The 17,155-nt window shown below is 32.6% G+C and carries 15 protein-coding genes; 9 read left to right on the top strand and 6 right to left on the bottom strand.

Annotated elements, in window-relative coordinates; all coding sequences use genetic code 11:
* Positions 1-95: 95 nt before the first annotated feature.
* The gene (locus ACKGJY_RS00075) at positions 96-272 is read right to left on the bottom strand and encodes a hypothetical protein (protein WP_413971803.1); all 177 of its coding nucleotides are present in this window, start codon (positions 270-272) and stop codon (positions 96-98) included.
* A 216-nt stretch (positions 273-488) separates the two neighbouring features.
* Between ACKGJY_RS00075 and ACKGJY_RS00070 the strand changes: the two genes are divergently transcribed.
* The gene (locus ACKGJY_RS00070) at positions 489-1,130 is read left to right on the top strand and encodes a response regulator (RefSeq protein WP_413971802.1); all 642 of its coding nucleotides are present in this window, start codon (positions 489-491) and stop codon (positions 1,128-1,130) included.
* A gap of 64 nt (positions 1,131-1,194) precedes the next feature.
* Here the strand turns inward: ACKGJY_RS00070 and ACKGJY_RS00065 are convergent, their stop codons facing one another.
* Both ACKGJY_RS00065 and trkA read right to left on the bottom strand, forming a co-directional pair.
* A complete protein-coding gene (locus ACKGJY_RS00065; protein WP_413971801.1) occupies positions 1,195-2,688 on the bottom strand; it encodes a TrkH family potassium uptake protein in 1,494 nt (497 codons plus the stop codon).
* 18 nt (positions 2,689-2,706) lie between these two features.
* Positions 2,707-4,053 carry a Trk system potassium transporter TrkA gene (gene trkA / locus ACKGJY_RS00060; RefSeq protein WP_413971800.1) on the bottom strand — a complete coding sequence of 449 codons (1,347 nt, stop codon included), beginning with the start codon at positions 4,051-4,053 and terminating at the stop codon, positions 2,707-2,709.
* Between the two features lie 145 nt (positions 4,054-4,198).
* Between trkA and ubiE the strand changes: the two genes are divergently transcribed.
* Both ubiE and ACKGJY_RS00050 read left to right on the top strand, forming a co-directional pair.
* Positions 4,199-4,924, top strand: coding sequence for a bifunctional demethylmenaquinone methyltransferase/2-methoxy-6-polyprenyl-1,4-benzoquinol methylase UbiE (gene ubiE / locus ACKGJY_RS00055; RefSeq protein ID WP_413971799.1), 726 nt, complete (start codon positions 4,199-4,201; stop codon positions 4,922-4,924).
* A gap of 2 nt (positions 4,925-4,926) precedes the next feature.
* Complete coding sequence (locus ACKGJY_RS00050) at positions 4,927-5,655, top strand: porin family protein (protein WP_413971798.1); 729 nt, start codon at positions 4,927-4,929, stop codon at positions 5,653-5,655.
* 14 nt (positions 5,656-5,669) lie between these two features.
* On the opposite strand, the gene ACKGJY_RS00045 is transcribed toward ACKGJY_RS00050, so the two are convergent.
* Both ACKGJY_RS00045 and ACKGJY_RS00040 read right to left on the bottom strand, forming a co-directional pair.
* Positions 5,670-6,206 carry a hypothetical protein gene (locus ACKGJY_RS00045; protein ID WP_413971797.1) on the bottom strand — a complete coding sequence of 179 codons (537 nt, stop codon included), beginning with the start codon at positions 6,204-6,206 and terminating at the stop codon, positions 5,670-5,672.
* Between the two features lie 304 nt (positions 6,207-6,510).
* Positions 6,511-7,227 carry a TrmH family RNA methyltransferase gene (locus ACKGJY_RS00040; protein ID WP_413971796.1) on the bottom strand — a complete coding sequence of 239 codons (717 nt, stop codon included), beginning with the start codon at positions 7,225-7,227 and terminating at the stop codon, positions 6,511-6,513.
* Between the two features lie 169 nt (positions 7,228-7,396).
* On the opposite strand from ACKGJY_RS00040, the gene ACKGJY_RS00035 reads away from it, so the two are divergent.
* The 3 genes from ACKGJY_RS00035 to accD all read left to right on the top strand — a co-directional run bounded on the left by ACKGJY_RS00035 (position 7,397) and on the right by accD (position 12,254).
* Positions 7,397-9,916: a BamA/TamA family outer membrane protein gene (locus ACKGJY_RS00035; RefSeq protein ID WP_413971795.1), complete on the top strand. Its 2,520-nt coding sequence runs from the start codon at positions 7,397-7,399 to the stop codon at positions 9,914-9,916.
* 123 nt (positions 9,917-10,039) lie between these two features.
* On the top strand, positions 10,040-11,107 hold the full coding sequence (gene fbaA, locus ACKGJY_RS00030; protein WP_413971794.1) for a class II fructose-bisphosphate aldolase: 1,068 nt from the start codon (positions 10,040-10,042) through the stop codon (positions 11,105-11,107).
* A gap of 289 nt (positions 11,108-11,396) precedes the next feature.
* Positions 11,397-12,254, top strand: coding sequence for an acetyl-CoA carboxylase, carboxyltransferase subunit beta (gene accD / locus ACKGJY_RS00025; protein ID WP_413971793.1), 858 nt, complete (start codon positions 11,397-11,399; stop codon positions 12,252-12,254).
* A 44-nt stretch (positions 12,255-12,298) separates the two neighbouring features.
* Here the strand turns inward: accD and ACKGJY_RS00020 are convergent, their stop codons facing one another.
* A complete protein-coding gene (locus ACKGJY_RS00020) occupies positions 12,299-12,631 on the bottom strand; it encodes an ATP-binding protein (RefSeq protein WP_413971792.1) in 333 nt (110 codons plus the stop codon).
* 126 nt (positions 12,632-12,757) lie between these two features.
* On the opposite strand from ACKGJY_RS00020, the gene rpsO reads away from it, so the two are divergent.
* The 3 genes from rpsO to ACKGJY_RS00005 all read left to right on the top strand — a co-directional run bounded on the left by rpsO (position 12,758) and on the right by ACKGJY_RS00005 (position 16,899).
* Positions 12,758-13,027, top strand: coding sequence for a 30S ribosomal protein S15 (rpsO, locus tag ACKGJY_RS00015; protein ID WP_413971791.1), 270 nt, complete (start codon positions 12,758-12,760; stop codon positions 13,025-13,027).
* Between the two features lie 394 nt (positions 13,028-13,421).
* Positions 13,422-15,683 carry a polyribonucleotide nucleotidyltransferase gene (locus ACKGJY_RS00010; RefSeq protein ID WP_413971790.1) on the top strand — a complete coding sequence of 754 codons (2,262 nt, stop codon included), beginning with the start codon at positions 13,422-13,424 and terminating at the stop codon, positions 15,681-15,683.
* A gap of 97 nt (positions 15,684-15,780) precedes the next feature.
* Positions 15,781-16,899 (top strand): tyrosine-type recombinase/integrase, encoded by a 1,119-nt coding sequence (locus ACKGJY_RS00005; protein ID WP_413971789.1) that lies wholly within the window; start codon positions 15,781-15,783, stop codon positions 16,897-16,899.
* Positions 16,900-17,155 lie beyond the last annotated feature (256 nt).

Genomic DNA, 17,155 nt, shown 5'->3' with positions numbered 1-17,155 from the left:
ATAGATCAAGAGTATTTAATATACAAAATTTAGAATTTAAATTATTTATTTGAAAGAAGCCAAATAATTAAATTTTTATTTGGCTTTTAGTTTGATTAACAACCTTCTTCGACCATAGCGTAGGCACCTGCTCCACCGATTAACCATCCAAGTCCTCCTGTAAACGCCCCTGCGACCAAAACGATAACAGCTAAGCTTGTTGCAAAAGCACAAGTATTTACTTCTTGACCTCCTTGAACTTTTTCCATTTGATTAAATTCTAATTTTTTCATTATTATTATATTTCAATTTTCGCCTACTCTATTTTATAGGATTTTCGACAAACTCCTGAGCTCGACAACAAAATAAATAGATAAATTACATACTATAATGTGGTTTTCCCACATTTTTTATTTTTTGTAGAAAAAAGAAACCTTTTTATTATTACTTTTATACTTGAAAACAAAACTTTACCCCATGACAAACAAACAAACAAACAAACAAACAAAGTGAACCACCTACTAATTATCGAAGATTGCCCATTTGCCTGCGAAGGCTATAAAAACCTTTTAAAACAAGAACAGGTATTTAAAACAAAGTTTCAACTTACGTTTGCTAACGACTGTGATACAGCCATAAAACAAATTAAAAACGGTAATTACGATATTGTAATTTTAGACATACAACTGCCCGTTTCTAAAAATGAGAAGTACTTATGTGGCGAAGATCTAGGGCTTTTAATACGCAATACGCAACCCAATACCAAAATAATTGTAATTACCAATATTTCTGATGCCTTAAGAATTACTTCAATTATAAATGAATTAAAACCGGAAGGTTTTATCATTAAAGCTAAAAGTGACCCAAAAGATTTGATTGACGCTATAAACCATATTTTAAACAATAAAATCTATTATTGTAAAGCCATAAAAAAGTATATTGCTTCTACTAACATGCATACTATGATAGATGATCTTGACAGGCAGATTTTACATCATCTTTCTATGGGTGAAAAAACTAAAGATTTGTGTAAACTAATCCCTTTATCCCATCGTGCTATCGAGGATAGAAAAAGAAAACTAACAGCACTTTTGGATATTGATAATAGTTTCAATTTAATAAAAGAAGCCAAAAGGATTGGGTATATTTAAATATTTTACCCAAAAAATATTGGAAACTTTTACTAACAAGATTCCCGCTTTCGCGAGAATTAATCTACCTATTCCGCCAGAAAAACGGCGTAAATAATACCAAAACTGTAAATAACTCTAAACGCCCGATAAGCATTAAAAATGATGCCCACCATTGTGCTAAAGGTGGCAATGCTGCATAATTATTTACAGGACCAAAGTCTCCTAAGGCTGGCCCCACGTTTCCTAAGCTTGATGCTGCTAAACCTATTGCAGAGTCAAAATCTAACTGAAACATAGAAAACACCAATGCGCCAATAATAAACGAGAGCATGTAAAGGATAAAGAAGCCTAATATATTGAAAACGATATCGCCTGAGATAGCCTTTTTGTTATAGCGAACAGGTAAAATTGCACTGGGGTGTAATGCGCGTTTAAACTCTAAAAAACCATTTTTTATCAACAACATATGGCGTACTACTTTTACACCTCCTGAGGTACTACCAGCTGACCCACCAAGAAACATTAACCCGAAAAAGAATACGACTAAAAATGGAGTCCACATTGTATAATCTGCACTTACAAAACCTGTAGTGGTTATGATAGCTAACACTTGAAACAATGCATGTCTAAAAGCACTTTCGCCTTCGCCCCACACCATTTGGTGATCTATTGATGATATTGAGACATCTGCCCGAAAATAAATTAAAGTAGCTGCAATTGCCGTGAAAATTACTATAAATTTAAAGTAGAGTTTAAACTCTTCGTCTTGCAATACCTTTTGTACTTTACCTTTAAATGCAAAATAGCTGAGTACAAAATTTGTACCTGCTAAAAACATAAAAAGTATTATAATGTATTGTATTATTGGCTGCCCATTCCAATAGGCTACGCTTGCATTTTTAGTAGAAAAACCACCAGTAGACACTGTACATAGAGCATGATTTATAGCATCAAAAAACGACATACCCGCTACGCTAAGTAATAAGGTTTCTGCTGCGGTATAGCCAAAATAAATAAGCCATAAACGCTTTGCGGTATCTGTAATTCTTGGGTGTAATTTATCGGCACTTGGTCCTGGTGCTTCGGCTGCAAACATTTGCATACCACCAATACCTAATAATGGTAAAATGGCAATAGCTAAAACGATGATACCCATACCCCCAATCCAGTGGGTTAAACTTCTCCAGAAGAGTATCCCTTTTGGCATAGCTTCAATATCGTTTAAAATAGAAGCGCCGGTGGTGGTGTAACCAGACATGGTTTCAAAAAATGCATTTGTAAAATTAGGAATACTACCCGTAACCACATAAGGCAAAGTACCTGTTAAAGCCATTATAACCCAACCGAATGCTACAACAATATAGCCTTCGCGCTTATTCATTTCCTTATTATGCTTTCGTGTAAACACCATGGAAAGCCCTCCAATAACTAATGCTATTAAAGCAGCCACACACAAATTAAGCGTTACACCATCTTTATATAAAAGACTAACTAAAGCAGAAAGTAACATAAAGCCCCCGTTAAATAGAATTAACAGGCCTAAAAAATGAAAAATGATTTTGTAGTTGAGCTTCATAGCGTGGAATTCGTGATACTAAAATAGTTTCTCAACACCTTTAATTGAACGTAATAAACTGCATACTACAACTTTATCACCTTCTTGAATTTTAAAACTCCCTAGCGCAATATACCCGATGTTTTCACGGATAACCCCTCCAATAATTGCAGATCGTGGAAAATCAACATTTTTTATTAATTTATTACAAATAGCCGACGTTGATTTTACCTCAAACTCTAACAACTCTGCATTCATATTGCTCAATTTGGTCATGGCTACCACTTCACCTTTTCTTATATATCTAAAAATGCTGTTTGCTGCTAACAGTTTTTTATTTATTAAGGTGTCTATACCTATGGAATGTGATAATTCAAAATAATCCATATTTTCTACCAAGGCTATAGATTTTTTTACACCTTTAGATTTGGCTACTAAACAGGACATAATGTTGGTTTCAGAATTATTACCTACTGCAATAAAGGCATCCATATCACTTATATTTTCCTCATCTAAAACATCTACTTTACGACCATCACTTTTAATTACAAGTACATTAGGTAGTTTATCGGCAATATCAAAAGCGCGCTCTTTATCCCCTTCTAAAAGTTTAACATTAAATCCTTTTTCACTTAAATCCCGTGCTGCTTTAAACCCTATTTGAGAACCACCTAAAATCATTACACTTTTAATCTCGGTATTGCTTTTTCCTGTTAATCTGCATAACTCTTCTGCCCCACCTTCTGATGTAATAAAAACTACATTATCGCCTTCTTTAAATGTAGTATCACCTCTTGGTATAAGTGTATATTGTGTGCCTTGACGTTGTATTGCGATAGGAATAAAATGAATTTCAGGAAATATTTTAGCCGCTTCTTTTACGTTTTTACCAACAAATGATGCTTCTTTAGATAGCGTTAATCCTGCCATAGTTAGTGCACCTTCTTCAAATTCATAAGTATCACTAAACGAGGATTGCCTTAAGGATAATTCTATCTCTGAGGCTGCTAAAGCTTCTGGAGAAATCAATTCGTCTATGCCAAATCTGGTAAACCCAACCTCTTCTTTATTGGCTATAAATTCGGTATTTGATATTCTAGCTATGGTACGTTTGGCGCCTAATTGTTTAGCCAAAACACACACCGTAATATTTGTAGTTTCTGATGCTGTAACAGCGATGAGTAAATCGCAGGTATCTACTTTTGCATCTCTTAAAATAGCAATAGACGTGGCATCGCCACGAATAACTTTAATATCCAAATGAGTATCGGCATAGGTTAACCCCTCTTTATCTATGTCTATTAAAGTAATTTCCTGAGATTCGTAGGACAATAATTTTGCTAAATGAAATCCAACTTCACCAGCTCCAGCAATTATTATTTTCATTTATATTATCTATAAAAACAGATACAAAGATACTATAAAATCAACATGATAACATGAATTATTGTGAATATGATACGTATAGAGTTACAAAGCTCTTCTTAGGTAGACATAATATAAATATGTAAATTTGTCAAAAAATAGCGATTTGTCTAAAATTAAACCTTATAAAGATAGTGACCTGAGTAAAAAGGAGCAGGTAACTAAAATGTTTGACACTATTTCTGGAGATTATGATGGCTTAAACCGTGTAATATCTTTTGGAATAGACATAAAATGGCGTAAAAAAGTAGTAGAATTAATTACAGCACAACACCCTAAAATGGTTTTAGATATTGCTACAGGAACAGGAGATTTAGCTATAGCTATGGCCAATACCAATGCCGAAAAAATTATTGGTCTAGACATTAGTAGTGGTATGCTAGAGATTGGTAAGCAAAAAATAGATAAGAAGGGCTTGTCTTCTAAAATTGAAATGGTTTTGGGGGATTCTGAAAATATGCCTTTTGAAGATAACACGTTTGATGCTATTACTGTTGCCTTTGGCGTTAGAAATTTTGAACACCTAGAACGGGGTTTAAAAGATATATTACGTGTTTTAAAACCTGGTGGTATTTTTGTTATTTTAGAAACCTCTGTACCCACTAAAACACCGTATAAGCAAGGTTATGGTTTATACACTAAAAATATATTACCCTTAATTGGTCGTGCATTTTCTAAAGACAGAATTGCTTACAAGTATCTCTGCGAATCTGCCTCTATTTTTCCTTATGGCGAAGCATTAAACAATATTTTACGCAAAACTGGGTTTATTAATGTTGAAGATTTCCCTCAAACGTTTGGGGTAGCAACAATTTATAAATCATCAAAGTAATTATGAAGCATTTTTTAATTGGTTTTATATTTTTATTTGGCTTTCAAACAACACATGCACAATTGTTTAAGAAGGAAAAAATTACCTATGATGCAAATCAAGGACGAGGTACAACCGATTATAAATTTTTACGTTGGGGTTATTTTTTAGGAATTAATAGCTATGATTTTAATTTTGATTACGAAGAAGATTTACGAGATATTTATGTAGAAAAAAATCCTGGATTTAGTGTTGGACTTATTGGAAACATGAGGGTAAATAGCTTTATAGATTTACGTTTTGAGCCTGGTTTATTTATCACTACAAGAAATTTATTTTATAGTGAGTCTTATTTTCAAGGTGTAGATTTTAGAGAATCTGATTTAACCAGAGAAGTAAAATCTACATACATACATTTACCTATATTATTAAAAATTTCTACTAAACGCGTTAATAATTTTAAACCTTTTATCGTTGGTGGATTTTCTACAGCCTTAAACCTTTCCAGTAACGAAAACAATCCTGATGACAATAGTAAGGGACAATTTAGAACAACAAGCAGCCCCCTATTTTATGAATTAGGGTTTGGTATTGATTTTTACCTTTACAACTTTAAGTTTACACCTTCTATTAGAGGGTTATTTGGTATTGGTGATGAGTTAGTAAGAGATAACGAGCCTAATAGCCCATGGACGAGCAATATTACTAAAATGCAAACCAGAGGCGTATTTATTAACTTTACGTTTCAATAAAACGTACTTACTTTTTAATTTGCTGTAATTATAAAATTTAGTGTTGCCTCTGAGGCTACACCCGTTTGGTTTAGCCAAATACTATAACTACCAGAAGGTAATGCGCCTGTAAAACCCTGAGCACCGTTTAGCGTACCCATATTAGCTAAAATATCATTACCCCTATTTGCTATACCATACACCAAACCGCCTAATAAATCGCTAGCATTAGTGCTTGCAGCATCGGTTGGAAAAACACTACCGTTTACAATACCTATAAAACCAGCAGCGTCTGAGGATTCGTAACCATCTACTACTATTTGAGATAATTGAAACCCATTAGCCACTGTAAATGTAAAATAATCAGCATCTGTAGAAGACTGTGTGGCTGTTACTGTATTTTGTCCAGTCACAAAAGCAAGTACAGTTGGTGTATTATTTGTGTTAGCCAAATCGCCACTTAAATTCTCGTTGTAATCAAAACTTTGTAATTGCGGCTCTGTGGTATCATCATCACTACTACATGATGCAAAAATGCTTAAGCCTAATGCTAATAAAAGTAACTTTTTCATATTATTTTTTAAGTTTAATTTAAGCCGTTATACGTTTTGAAAAAATTCTGTCAACTCTAGTGAATTTAACGATTGAAATGAGTGAAATTTGTATCGAGAACAAGAATTTTTAATATGAATTGGTTCTCCAAACGATTTTTTTATCAAAAAAATCACTCGCACTGACATTACACTGTTTATTTCAACTCAAAATGCACAACGGATGTTTAATTTATATAAATATAGTGTCTAAAATTTACTAAATCATTTCAAACTAAAACGTTTAATTTTATATTAAATTGCAAAATTATTATGTGTATTACAGTTATCGTCTAAATTCACTCAACAATATAGCTGTAGCAGTGGCAACATTTAAGCTTTCGGTGGCTTGTATTTCCCCAAATCTAGGTATAGTAATACGTTTAGTTATGTGTTGTTCTATGGTTTTAGAAATGCCATTAGCTTCATTGCCCATAACCAAAACACCTTGTTTCGGTAATGCGTTTTTATAAACAATATCACCATCCATATACGCACCAAAAACAGGGGCTTCTGTATCATTTAAAAACATATCCAAATCCAAATAACTAACATTAACTCTAGTAATAGACCCCATTGTGGCTTGCAACACTTTTGGGTTATAGCAATCTACAGTTTGTTTACTACATACCAAATCTTTTACTCCAAACCAATCACATAATCGTATTATGGTACCTAAATTTCCTGGGTCTCTCACATTATCTAATGCTACAATTAAAGCATTATTATGTACTGGTTTAAACTCCGGCATTTTAAAAACTGCTAAAGCCGTATTTGGTGTTTTTAAAAAACTAATACGTTTTAAATCGCTTTCTGTAATTAAATTTTCGGTTTTGGCATCACTATTGATGGATTTTGTGGTATATAATTGGTGAAGTTTTAAATGTGATTGTAAAAGCTCGTTTATAGTTTTAACACCTTCAACTACAAAACTACGCTCTTGTAGTCTGAATTTTTTCTGACCCAATCGCTTTATATATTTTATTTGGTTTTTTGAAAGCATTTACATGTATATGATTATGCAAACATAAAGAAAATACTAAACTATTTTACTTGTAAAGCACATGGCAACTTTAATTAGAAATAATGTATTTTTGAAGGCAATAACAATTGGTTACATCAATTTTAAGATTACTAAATTTCAACATAAATCTTTAAAGGTTTAATTGCAAGTGTATTTAAAACAATTTTTTATTGGAATAGTATTATTAGTTATGCTTTTGGGCTGTTTTACATCTTGTAACGCCGTAAAAAGAGTACCTGCAGATAAACATCTGTTAACTAAAAACACTATAATTATTGATGAGAAAAAGGAGAATCCTGAGACTATCAATGGTTTACTATATCAAAAACCCAATAGTAAAATACCATTACGCCCTTTTATTTACAACTTGGCCCGTACAAATATAGATTCTATTCTTAATATTAAACTTGCAGATAGTAACAAGCAAACTGCAAAACAGTTTTTATCGAAAAAACAATTTTATAAAATGCAAGAATCTAAATTGCATTTTAACCAATGGCTTAAAAAAACTGGTGAGGCGCCTGTAATTATAAACGAAGAAAAAACCAAAAAATCAGTAAAACGTATACAAGATTATTACATCAATAACGGTTGGTTTAACGTAAAAAGTGATTATACTATAAAAAAGAATAAGAACAAACGCGGCGAAATAACCTATGCTATTAATAGAGGGCCTGCATTTATAATAGATTCAATTTACGAAAACATAGCATCTCCAGCGGTAGAAACGTTGTATCCAAGATTTAAAAAAAATGCACTTGTAAAACAAGGAGAACAGTATAAAACTATAAATTTTGAATTAGAACGAGAACGTATTTCGGGTTTATTACGCAACCATGGCTTGTTTCACTTTAAACAAGATTATATTACTGTAGAAATAGATACAATTGGTACTAATAGTAAAGTAAATGTAAATTTTAGCATCCAAGATAGAGCTATAAGAACACAAGATTCTGTTGTACGGAAACCTTTTAAAATTTTTAAAGTAAAAGATGTAAATATCTATACCGATCATTCTTTTGCTAAAGATGGCACAAACATTAAAGACTCTATTACGTTTAATAACTACAAACTATATAGTTATGATGCAATGCGCTACAAACCTAAAGCTATAACTGATGCTATTTTTATAGCACCAAACTCTTTATTTAAAGATATAGATAGAACTTATACCTATAGACATTTAAATGAGTTACGCACCTTTAAATATCCTGATATTGATTATGTTGAAGAAAACGACACCACACTTACAGCAAATATTTATTTAACACCGCTTAAAAAGTTTAGTTTAGGTTTTAGTACAGAAACATCAACCAGCAATATTCAAAGAATTGGGTTTGCTTTAAACCCAAGTTTGTCCATTCGAAATATTTTTAATGGCGCAGAAACCTTACAGATTTCGGGTACTGCTGCCATAGGGTCTTCTACAGAAGCTAATAGACAAGATGGCGATCCGTTTTTTGATATTAATGAGCTAGCATTAGATTTAAAACTTACCATACCAAGAATTTTTTCACCTTTTAATACTGAAAAAATTATTCCTAAATACATGTTTCCATCTACTAGAATATCGTTGTCGGGTTCTGGTCAAACCAATATTGGCTTAGATAAACAAGCATTAAGCGGAATTTTAAGTTATAACTGGAGACCAAACACTAGGTTTAACAATAAACTCGATTTACTTAATGTACAATATGTTAGAAATTTAAATATTGATAATTATTTTGATATTTACACATCTTCCTTTAGAAGGTTAAATGCCATAGCGCAATCTATCAACTATAATAATGGTAATGATTTAAATATTGACACAGGAGAAACAGATATTTTTATAGCAGATGTATTGAGTAATAACACTAGTTTATTACCAAATGATGAAGATTTTAGACGTGTTTCTGCTATAGATGAGCGTAAAGACAGATTAACGGAAGATAACCTTATATTATCCACAAGTTTTAGTTTTACAAAGGATAACCGTAGAAGCTTAATAGATGAAAATTTTTCAATTTTTAGATTAAAAATAGAATCTGCTGGTACACTACTAGCCAATGTTTCTAATTTACTAGGTTTACAAAAAGATAGCGAAGATCGTTATGAATTGTTTAATGTAGCATTCTCCCAATACATCAAAACCGAATTAGATTATATTAAACGTTGGGATTTAGGCAAACAAAACATATTTGCTATACGTAGTTTTTTTGGTATTGCCATTCCTTACGGTAACTCTACCAACATACCGTTTGCAAAAAGTTTTTTTGGTGGTGGTGCAAATGATAATAGAGCATGGACAGCTTATGCGCTTGGTCCCGGAAGCTCTGAAACCACAGACGAATTTAATGAAGCAAATCTTAAAATTGCATTAAGTGCAGAACAACGTTTTAATTTATTTGGCGATTTAAATGGAGCATTATTTGTAGATGCAGGTAATATTTGGAACGTACTAGACGATGTGGAAGATCCTAGGGCAACCTTCTCTGGTGTAAACTCTTTAAAAGATATTGCTGTAGGTTCTGGTTTTGGTTTACGCTACGATTTTAGTTTCTTTTTATTTCGTTTCGATGTAGGCTTTAAAACGTACGATCCATCTTTTAGAGACGAAAATCGTTGGTTTAATAATTATAACTTTAAAAATGCCGTATATAATATCGGTATTAACTATCCCTTCTAAGTTATTAACCTACTACAACGTTTTAGCATTTAAATACTATTTTCAATACAAATCATTGATATAGAAACTATAAAAATCATTATTTTTGAGTATTAATAATTAATTAAAATTAAATAAAACACGATGGCGCACAACATAAAACCAGGAGTAGCTACAGGAGATGAAGTACAAGCTATATTTAACCATGCAAAAGCAAACGGATACGCTCTACCTGCTGTAAATGTAATAGGATCAGACACGATAAACGGTGTTTTAGAAACTGCAAGAGACTTAAACTCTCCAGTTATTATTCAATTTTCTAACGGCGGTGCACAATTTAACGCTGGAAAAGGATTGAATAACGACGGACAAAAAGCTGCCATAGCTGGTGCTGTTGCTGGTGCAAAACATGTACACACTTTAGCAGAAGCCTACGGTGTTACTGTTATTTTACATACAGACCATTGTGCAAAAAAGTTATTACCTTGGATTGATGGTATGCTAGATGCTAGTGAAATTCATTATAAAGAAACAGGTAAGTCTTTATTTAGTTCTCATATGATTGACCTATCGGAAGAGCCTATAGAAGAAAATATAGAAATTTGTAAAACATATTTAGAGCGCATGTCTAAAATGGACATGACCTTAGAAATAGAACTAGGTATTACTGGTGGAGAAGAAGACGGTGTAGATAATACGGATGTTGATGACTCTAAATTATACACACAACCTGAAGAAGTAGCGTATGCTTATGAAGAGTTAAGCAAAGTAAGTCCAAGATTTACTATTGCAGCAGCTTTTGGCAATGTACATGGTGTTTATAAACCAGGAAATGTAAAATTAACGCCAAAAATTTTAAAAAATTCTCAAGAACATATTACTAAAAAATATGGTGTAGAGCATAACCATATTGATTTTGTATTCCACGGTGGTTCTGGTTCTACGGTTGATGAAATTCGTGAAGGCATTAGCTACGGTGTTATTAAAATGAATATTGACACAGATTTGCAATATGCATTTATGAGTGGTATTAGAGATTATATGGGTGCAAAATCTGAGTATTTAAAAGCACAAATAGGGAATCCTGATGGCGACGATGTGCCAAATAAAAAATACTATGATCCAAGAGTGTGGTTACGTGAAGGTGAAAAAAGCTTTGTAGTAAGACTTAAAAAAGCTTTTGAGGATTTAAACAATGTTAACACTTTATAGATAAGGTAAATTAATTACTACATAATAGATTAAAAAGGTTTTGCTTATAGCAAAGCCTTTTTACTTTTAAACAATTATTAAACAGGCAATTACATATATACCCTTAATAAAATCATTAGGGTATTGCCCCAAAATTAAAAAAAGGCTTAATTTTGTCGTTAGTCTTTAATAGTTTTTTTGTTTAAATAAATTTACTAATAAATATTAAAGCTTTAATTTTCAACCCTTAACACGAGTTATCGCCAATACAGATGCGTGCATCTGTATACCAACTAAAAAACGTAATAGCATGTCTTGGTTTAAAAGAACAAATAAAGGAATACAAACATCTACAGAACAAAAAAAAGATACACCAAAAGGCTTATGGTATAAATCGCCTACTGGTAAAATTGTAGACACAAAAGAGTTAGAACAAAACTTTTATGTGAGTCCAGAAGATGGTTACCACGTTAGAATTGGTAGTAACGAGTATTTTGAAATATTGTTTGATGACAATAAGTATAAAGAATTAGATGCAAAGTTAGAATCTAAAGATCCTTTAAAATTTGAAGACACTAAAAAATATCCAGACCGTTTAAAAGCTGCTCAAGAAAAAACAAAACTTAAGGATGCCGTTCGTACAGGCGTGGGCAAATCTAAAGGTAAAGATTTAGTTATAGCATGTATGGACTTTGCGTTTATAGGAGGATCTATGGGAAGTGTTGTAGGTGAAAAAATTGCACGTGCAGCAGATTATTCGTTAAAAAACAATATACCATTAATGGTAATTTCTAAATCTGGAGGCGCGAGAATGATGGAGGCTGCATTATCATTAATGCAATTAGCAAAAACCTCTGTAAAATTAGCACAATTAGCAGATGCTAAAATTCCGTACATATCATTATGTACAGACCCTACTACAGGAGGTACAACAGCCTCTTTTGCGATGTTAGGCGATATAAATATTAGCGAACCTGGTGCTTTAATAGGTTTTGCGGGACCACGAATTGTTAGAGACACTACAGGTAAAGAACTTCCTGAAGGTTTCCAAACATCTGAGTTTTTATTAGAACATGGATTTCTTGATTTTATCACTGTAAGACAAGAGTTAAAACACAAAGTAAACCAGTATATAGATTTAATTTTAAATCAACCTTTAAGAGATTAGATATTACGGAGATGTATAGAAACTAGTAGCGATTCTACTTATAATTAAGCGCGCTTTAAGTAAACAGAGAATTCGCTTCTTACACCAACTTCACTTTTTACGATAACTTTACCACCAAGAGATTCTATATGGTTTTTTGTAATAAATAAACCTACTCCAATAGCATCTTCATTATAATGAAAGGTTTTATACATTTGAAACATTTTATCACCGTATTTCTTTAAATCTATACCCAATCCATTATCCTCAATATTTAAAACCACGTAATCTTCGTGTATTTCTGATGTTAGTCTAATTTTGGGTAATCGCTTTAAAGATCTGTATTTGATAGCATTTGTTAAAAAATTCAATAAAATACTATCATTAGGTATAAACATTTAAACAACAGGCTATCTATTATAAAGTAATTAAAAAACGATATAAAAGTTTTATAAAAAATTGTATATTCGCCGCACGAAAGAAAGGCTTTCGCATACATAAAAATCATTTACAATAATATTAGCATGTATTTAACAAAAGAAGAAAAACAAAAGTTGTTTGCAAAACACGGTAGTAATGCAAATGACACAGGTTCTGCAGAAGGACAAATTGCATTATTTACGCAACGCATTAACCATTTAACTGAACACTTAAAACAAAATCGTAAAGATTATAATACAGAGCGTTCTTTAGTAAAACTAGTAGGTAAGCGTCGTGCTTTACTAGACTATTTAACTAAGAAAGATGTATTGAGATATCGTGCCATAGTTAAAGAATTAGGATTAAGAAAATAAATAAGATAAAGAGGTTTGTATCACAACAAGCCTCTTTTTTCTTTTGCGCTAGGGATTGCAGCGGCATCCTTTTTGCGAACTTTTTAAGACAAATTGGTAAATATGCAACTAGTTTATCTTAACTGGATGAGATCTCGAAAAAAGTTCGAGACGCTTCGCGAAAAGATATAGCGGAAAGCCCGACCCTTGTGGTAGCGCCCAAATAAAAATTACTCGAGCGACGGAGTTTAAACATCGTATTAGAAGAAGCTAGATCTTGAAACGGATTCGAGACAAAAGGTTTTCATTGGTCATAGACATTTATTTGTCGCACACACAACAACTACACACAACACAACGACCATTGTTTAACATAATTTAGGTATGTTTATACTTAAATTACAAGAAAAAATTTATGATTCCACAAGTTTTTAAAGAGGTTATAGACCTTGGTGACGGTAGAGAAATTTCTATTGAAACCGGAAAATTAGCAAAACAGGCACACGGTTCTGTTGTTGTACAATCTGGAAAATGTATGCTTTTGTGTACAGTTGTTTCCAACTACAGACAAGCAGATGTAGACTTTTTACCATTAACGGTAGATTACAGAGAAAAATTTGCTGCAGCGGGTAGATACCCAGGCGGTTTCTTTAAAAGAGAAGCGAGACCTAGTGATGGCGAGGTATTAACTATGCGTTTGGTAGACCGAGTTTTACGTCCGTTATTTCCAAAAGATTACCATTCTGAAACTCAGGTTATGATACAATTAATGTCTCATGATGATGATGTTATGCCAGATGCTATGGCAGGTTTAGCAGCTTCTGCAGCTATTCAATTATCTGATTTCCCGTTTGAATGCCCAATTTCTGAAGCGAGAGTTGGTCGTATTAATGGTGAATTTATTATTAACCCAACACGTGCGCAGTTATTAGAGTCTGATATAGATATGATGATTGGTGCTTCTGCCGATTCTGTAATGATGGTTGAAGGTGAAATGGATGAAATTTCTGAAGAAGAAATGACTGAAGCTATTAAGTTTGCACACGAGGCTATTAAAGTACAATGTGCTGCTCAAGTTGCATTAGCTGAAGCTTTTGGCAAAAAGGCAGTACGTGAATATGACGGTGAGCGAGAAGAAGCTGATTTAGCACAAAAAATTCATGATATGGCATACGATAAAGTATACGCCATTGCAAAAGCAGGTTCTGCAAAACACGAACGTAGTGCTGCATTTGCTGAAATTAAAGAAGACATTAAAGCTTCTTTCTCTGAAGAAGAACAAGAAGATTTTGGCGGATTAATTTCTAAATATTACTCTAAAGCTGAAAAAGCAGCGGTTAGAGATTTAACATTAAATGAAGGTTTACGTTTAGACGGACGTAAAACTGATGAGATTAGACCAATTTGGTGTGAGGTAGATTATTTACCATCTACACACGGCTCATCTGTATTTACACGTGGGGAAACTCAAGCTTTAGCTACGGTAACTTTAGGAACATCTCGTGAGGCTAACCAAATAGATATGCCATCTTATGAGGGTGAAGAGCGTTTTTATTTACACTACAACTTCCCTCCTTTTTCTACGGGTGAAGCTAGACCAATTCGTGGCACCTCGCGTCGTGAGGTTGGGCATGGTAACTTAGCACAACGTGCATTAAAAGGTATGGTTCCTGAAGATTGTCCTTATACAGTTCGTGTAGTTTCTGAAATTTTAGAGTCTAACGGATCGTCTTCTATGGCAACCGTTTGTGCGGGAACAATGGCAATGATGGATGCTGGTGTGCAATTAAAGAAACCTGTTTCTGGTATTGCCATGGGTTTAATTTCTGATGCAGATTCTGGTAAGTATGCGGTATTATCTGATATTTTAGGTGATGAAGATCACTTAGGAGATATGGACTTTAAAGTTACAGGTACTGCAGATGGTATTACGGCTTGCCAAATGGATATTAAAGTAAAAGGATTATCATACGAAATTCTTGTAAACGCTTTAAAGCAAGCACGCGAAGGCCGTTTACATATTTTAGGTAAAATTACTGAAACTATTGATACGCCAAATGCTGATGTTAAAGATCATGCACCTACAATGGTTTCTAGACGTATCCCTAATGAGTTTATTGGTGCGTTAATTGGTCCTGGAGGAAAAGTGATTCAGGAAATGCAAAAAGAAACCGAAACAACTATTGTTATAAACGAAGACCCTGTTACTGAAGAGGGTATTGTTGAAATTTTAGGTGTTGGTAGTAAAGGTATTGATGCTGTTATGGCAAAAATAGATTCTATTTTATTTAAGCCTGAAGTTGGTAGCGTTTACGAAGTAAAAGTGATTAAAATGTTAGATTTTGGTGCTGTTGTAGAGTATATGGATGCACCAGGAAACGAAGTATTATTACACGTAAGTGAATTGGCTTGGGAACGTACTGAAAACGTAAGCGATGTTGTAAATATGGGCGATGTGTTTGATGTAAAATACTTTGGTATTGATAAACGTACACGAAAAGAAAAAGTATCTCGTAAGGCTATTTTACCAAAACCAGAAGGTTATGTAGAAAGACCACCAAGAGATAATAATCGTGGGCGTGATAACCGAGGAGGTAGAGATAATCGTGGACGCGACAATCGAGGTAGAGATCGAAGAGACGATAGAAGACCTAGAGAAGACAAGAAAGAAGATTAATTTTCTTTATTTGTAAATATACTAAAGCCTGTTTCTAATTTTGAAACAGGCTTTTTTATTTATATTTGTAATTGTTTATTACCAATATGTTAGGATTATGACTATAACTCTCGCACCTTCACTTCACAGAAATCAAGCTATTATAAAAATTGATTTTAAATATAACACTGAAGTTAAAAACTATATTAATGCTATAGAAGGTGTATATTGGAGTAAAACACACAACTCCTTTTACATAGTAAATTCATCTATAAATAAACGAAAGATTTACAAAGCCTTTAGGCTAAAAAAATGGTATGTAGATTATAGTGCTTTTCCTAAAAAAACTAATACTATACCAAAGGTTAAAAACATTGATGTTATTATAAAGCTTCCTGTATTAATTGAGAGCTCGCAAAAAGAATTAGAAAAATTTAAACGATGGATGCAACAAAAACGGCTAAGTACTAACACCGTTAATACCTATTTTGAGGTTACTGCTTTCTTTTTAAGATACGCACAGCTTAAACAAAAAACTATAAGCACTAAGTTAATAGAGCAATTTAATTATGATTTTATAGTTAGGCCTAATAAATCCATCTCTTACCAAAATCAATGTATTAGTGGCATAAAAAAATATTTAGATTATAAAAATATGGAGGTTTTGGATATTGATTTAGAGCGCCCAAAAAAACCAAAAAAACTACCTGAAGTTTTAAGTGAGGATGAGATAAAGCATGTATTGCAACACATAACCAACCTAAAACACAAAACACTAATTGCATTAATTTATTCTGCTGGCCTACGTATTGGAGAAGCGCTTAAACTTAGAGTAAAAGATATAGATAGCAATAGAATGGTAATTCACATAAAATCTGCAAAAGGCAAAAAGGATAGATATACACTGCTATCGCCAAAATTTTTAGAATTATTACGCGAGTACTACAAAACCTACCAACCTAAAACCTATTTATTTGAAGGACAATCAGGAGGTTTATATACAAGCTCTAGCGCACAAAATATATTAAAAAAGGCAACATATAAGGCCAAAATTACAAAACCAATTACATTGCATACCCTGCGCCATAGTTTTGCTACACACTTATTAGAAAATGGTACAGATATTAGATATATACAAACGTTATTAGGACACAGCAGTCCAAATACTACCATGATTTATACACATGTAAGTCAAACAAGTATTAGAAATATAAAAAATCCTTTTGATAATTTATAAAATACTATTATATTGAATCATATGATTTTATTTACAATTTTTAAAATAAATAAACTGAATGAAAATATTAAAAACTTCAGCATATCCTGATTATCAAGTATAATATACTGAATAAACATGAGTATATAAACAAGTTGCCAGTAATAGCGAAAAACTTACTCGACTAAAAGAACATTAAAAACTAATAATTTGAATTTATGAAAAAACATTTACTAATTGCATTATCAATCTTATCGTTTCAATCTATTTTCTCTCA

Source organism: Hyunsoonleella sp. 2307UL5-6 (assembly GCF_047345485.1).
In the GTDB taxonomy this organism is placed as follows: Bacteria; Bacteroidota; Bacteroidia; order Flavobacteriales; family Flavobacteriaceae; genus Jejuia.
Note: the sequence above shows the minus strand (reverse complement) of the source record. Positions and strands in the feature narration are given on the sequence as shown.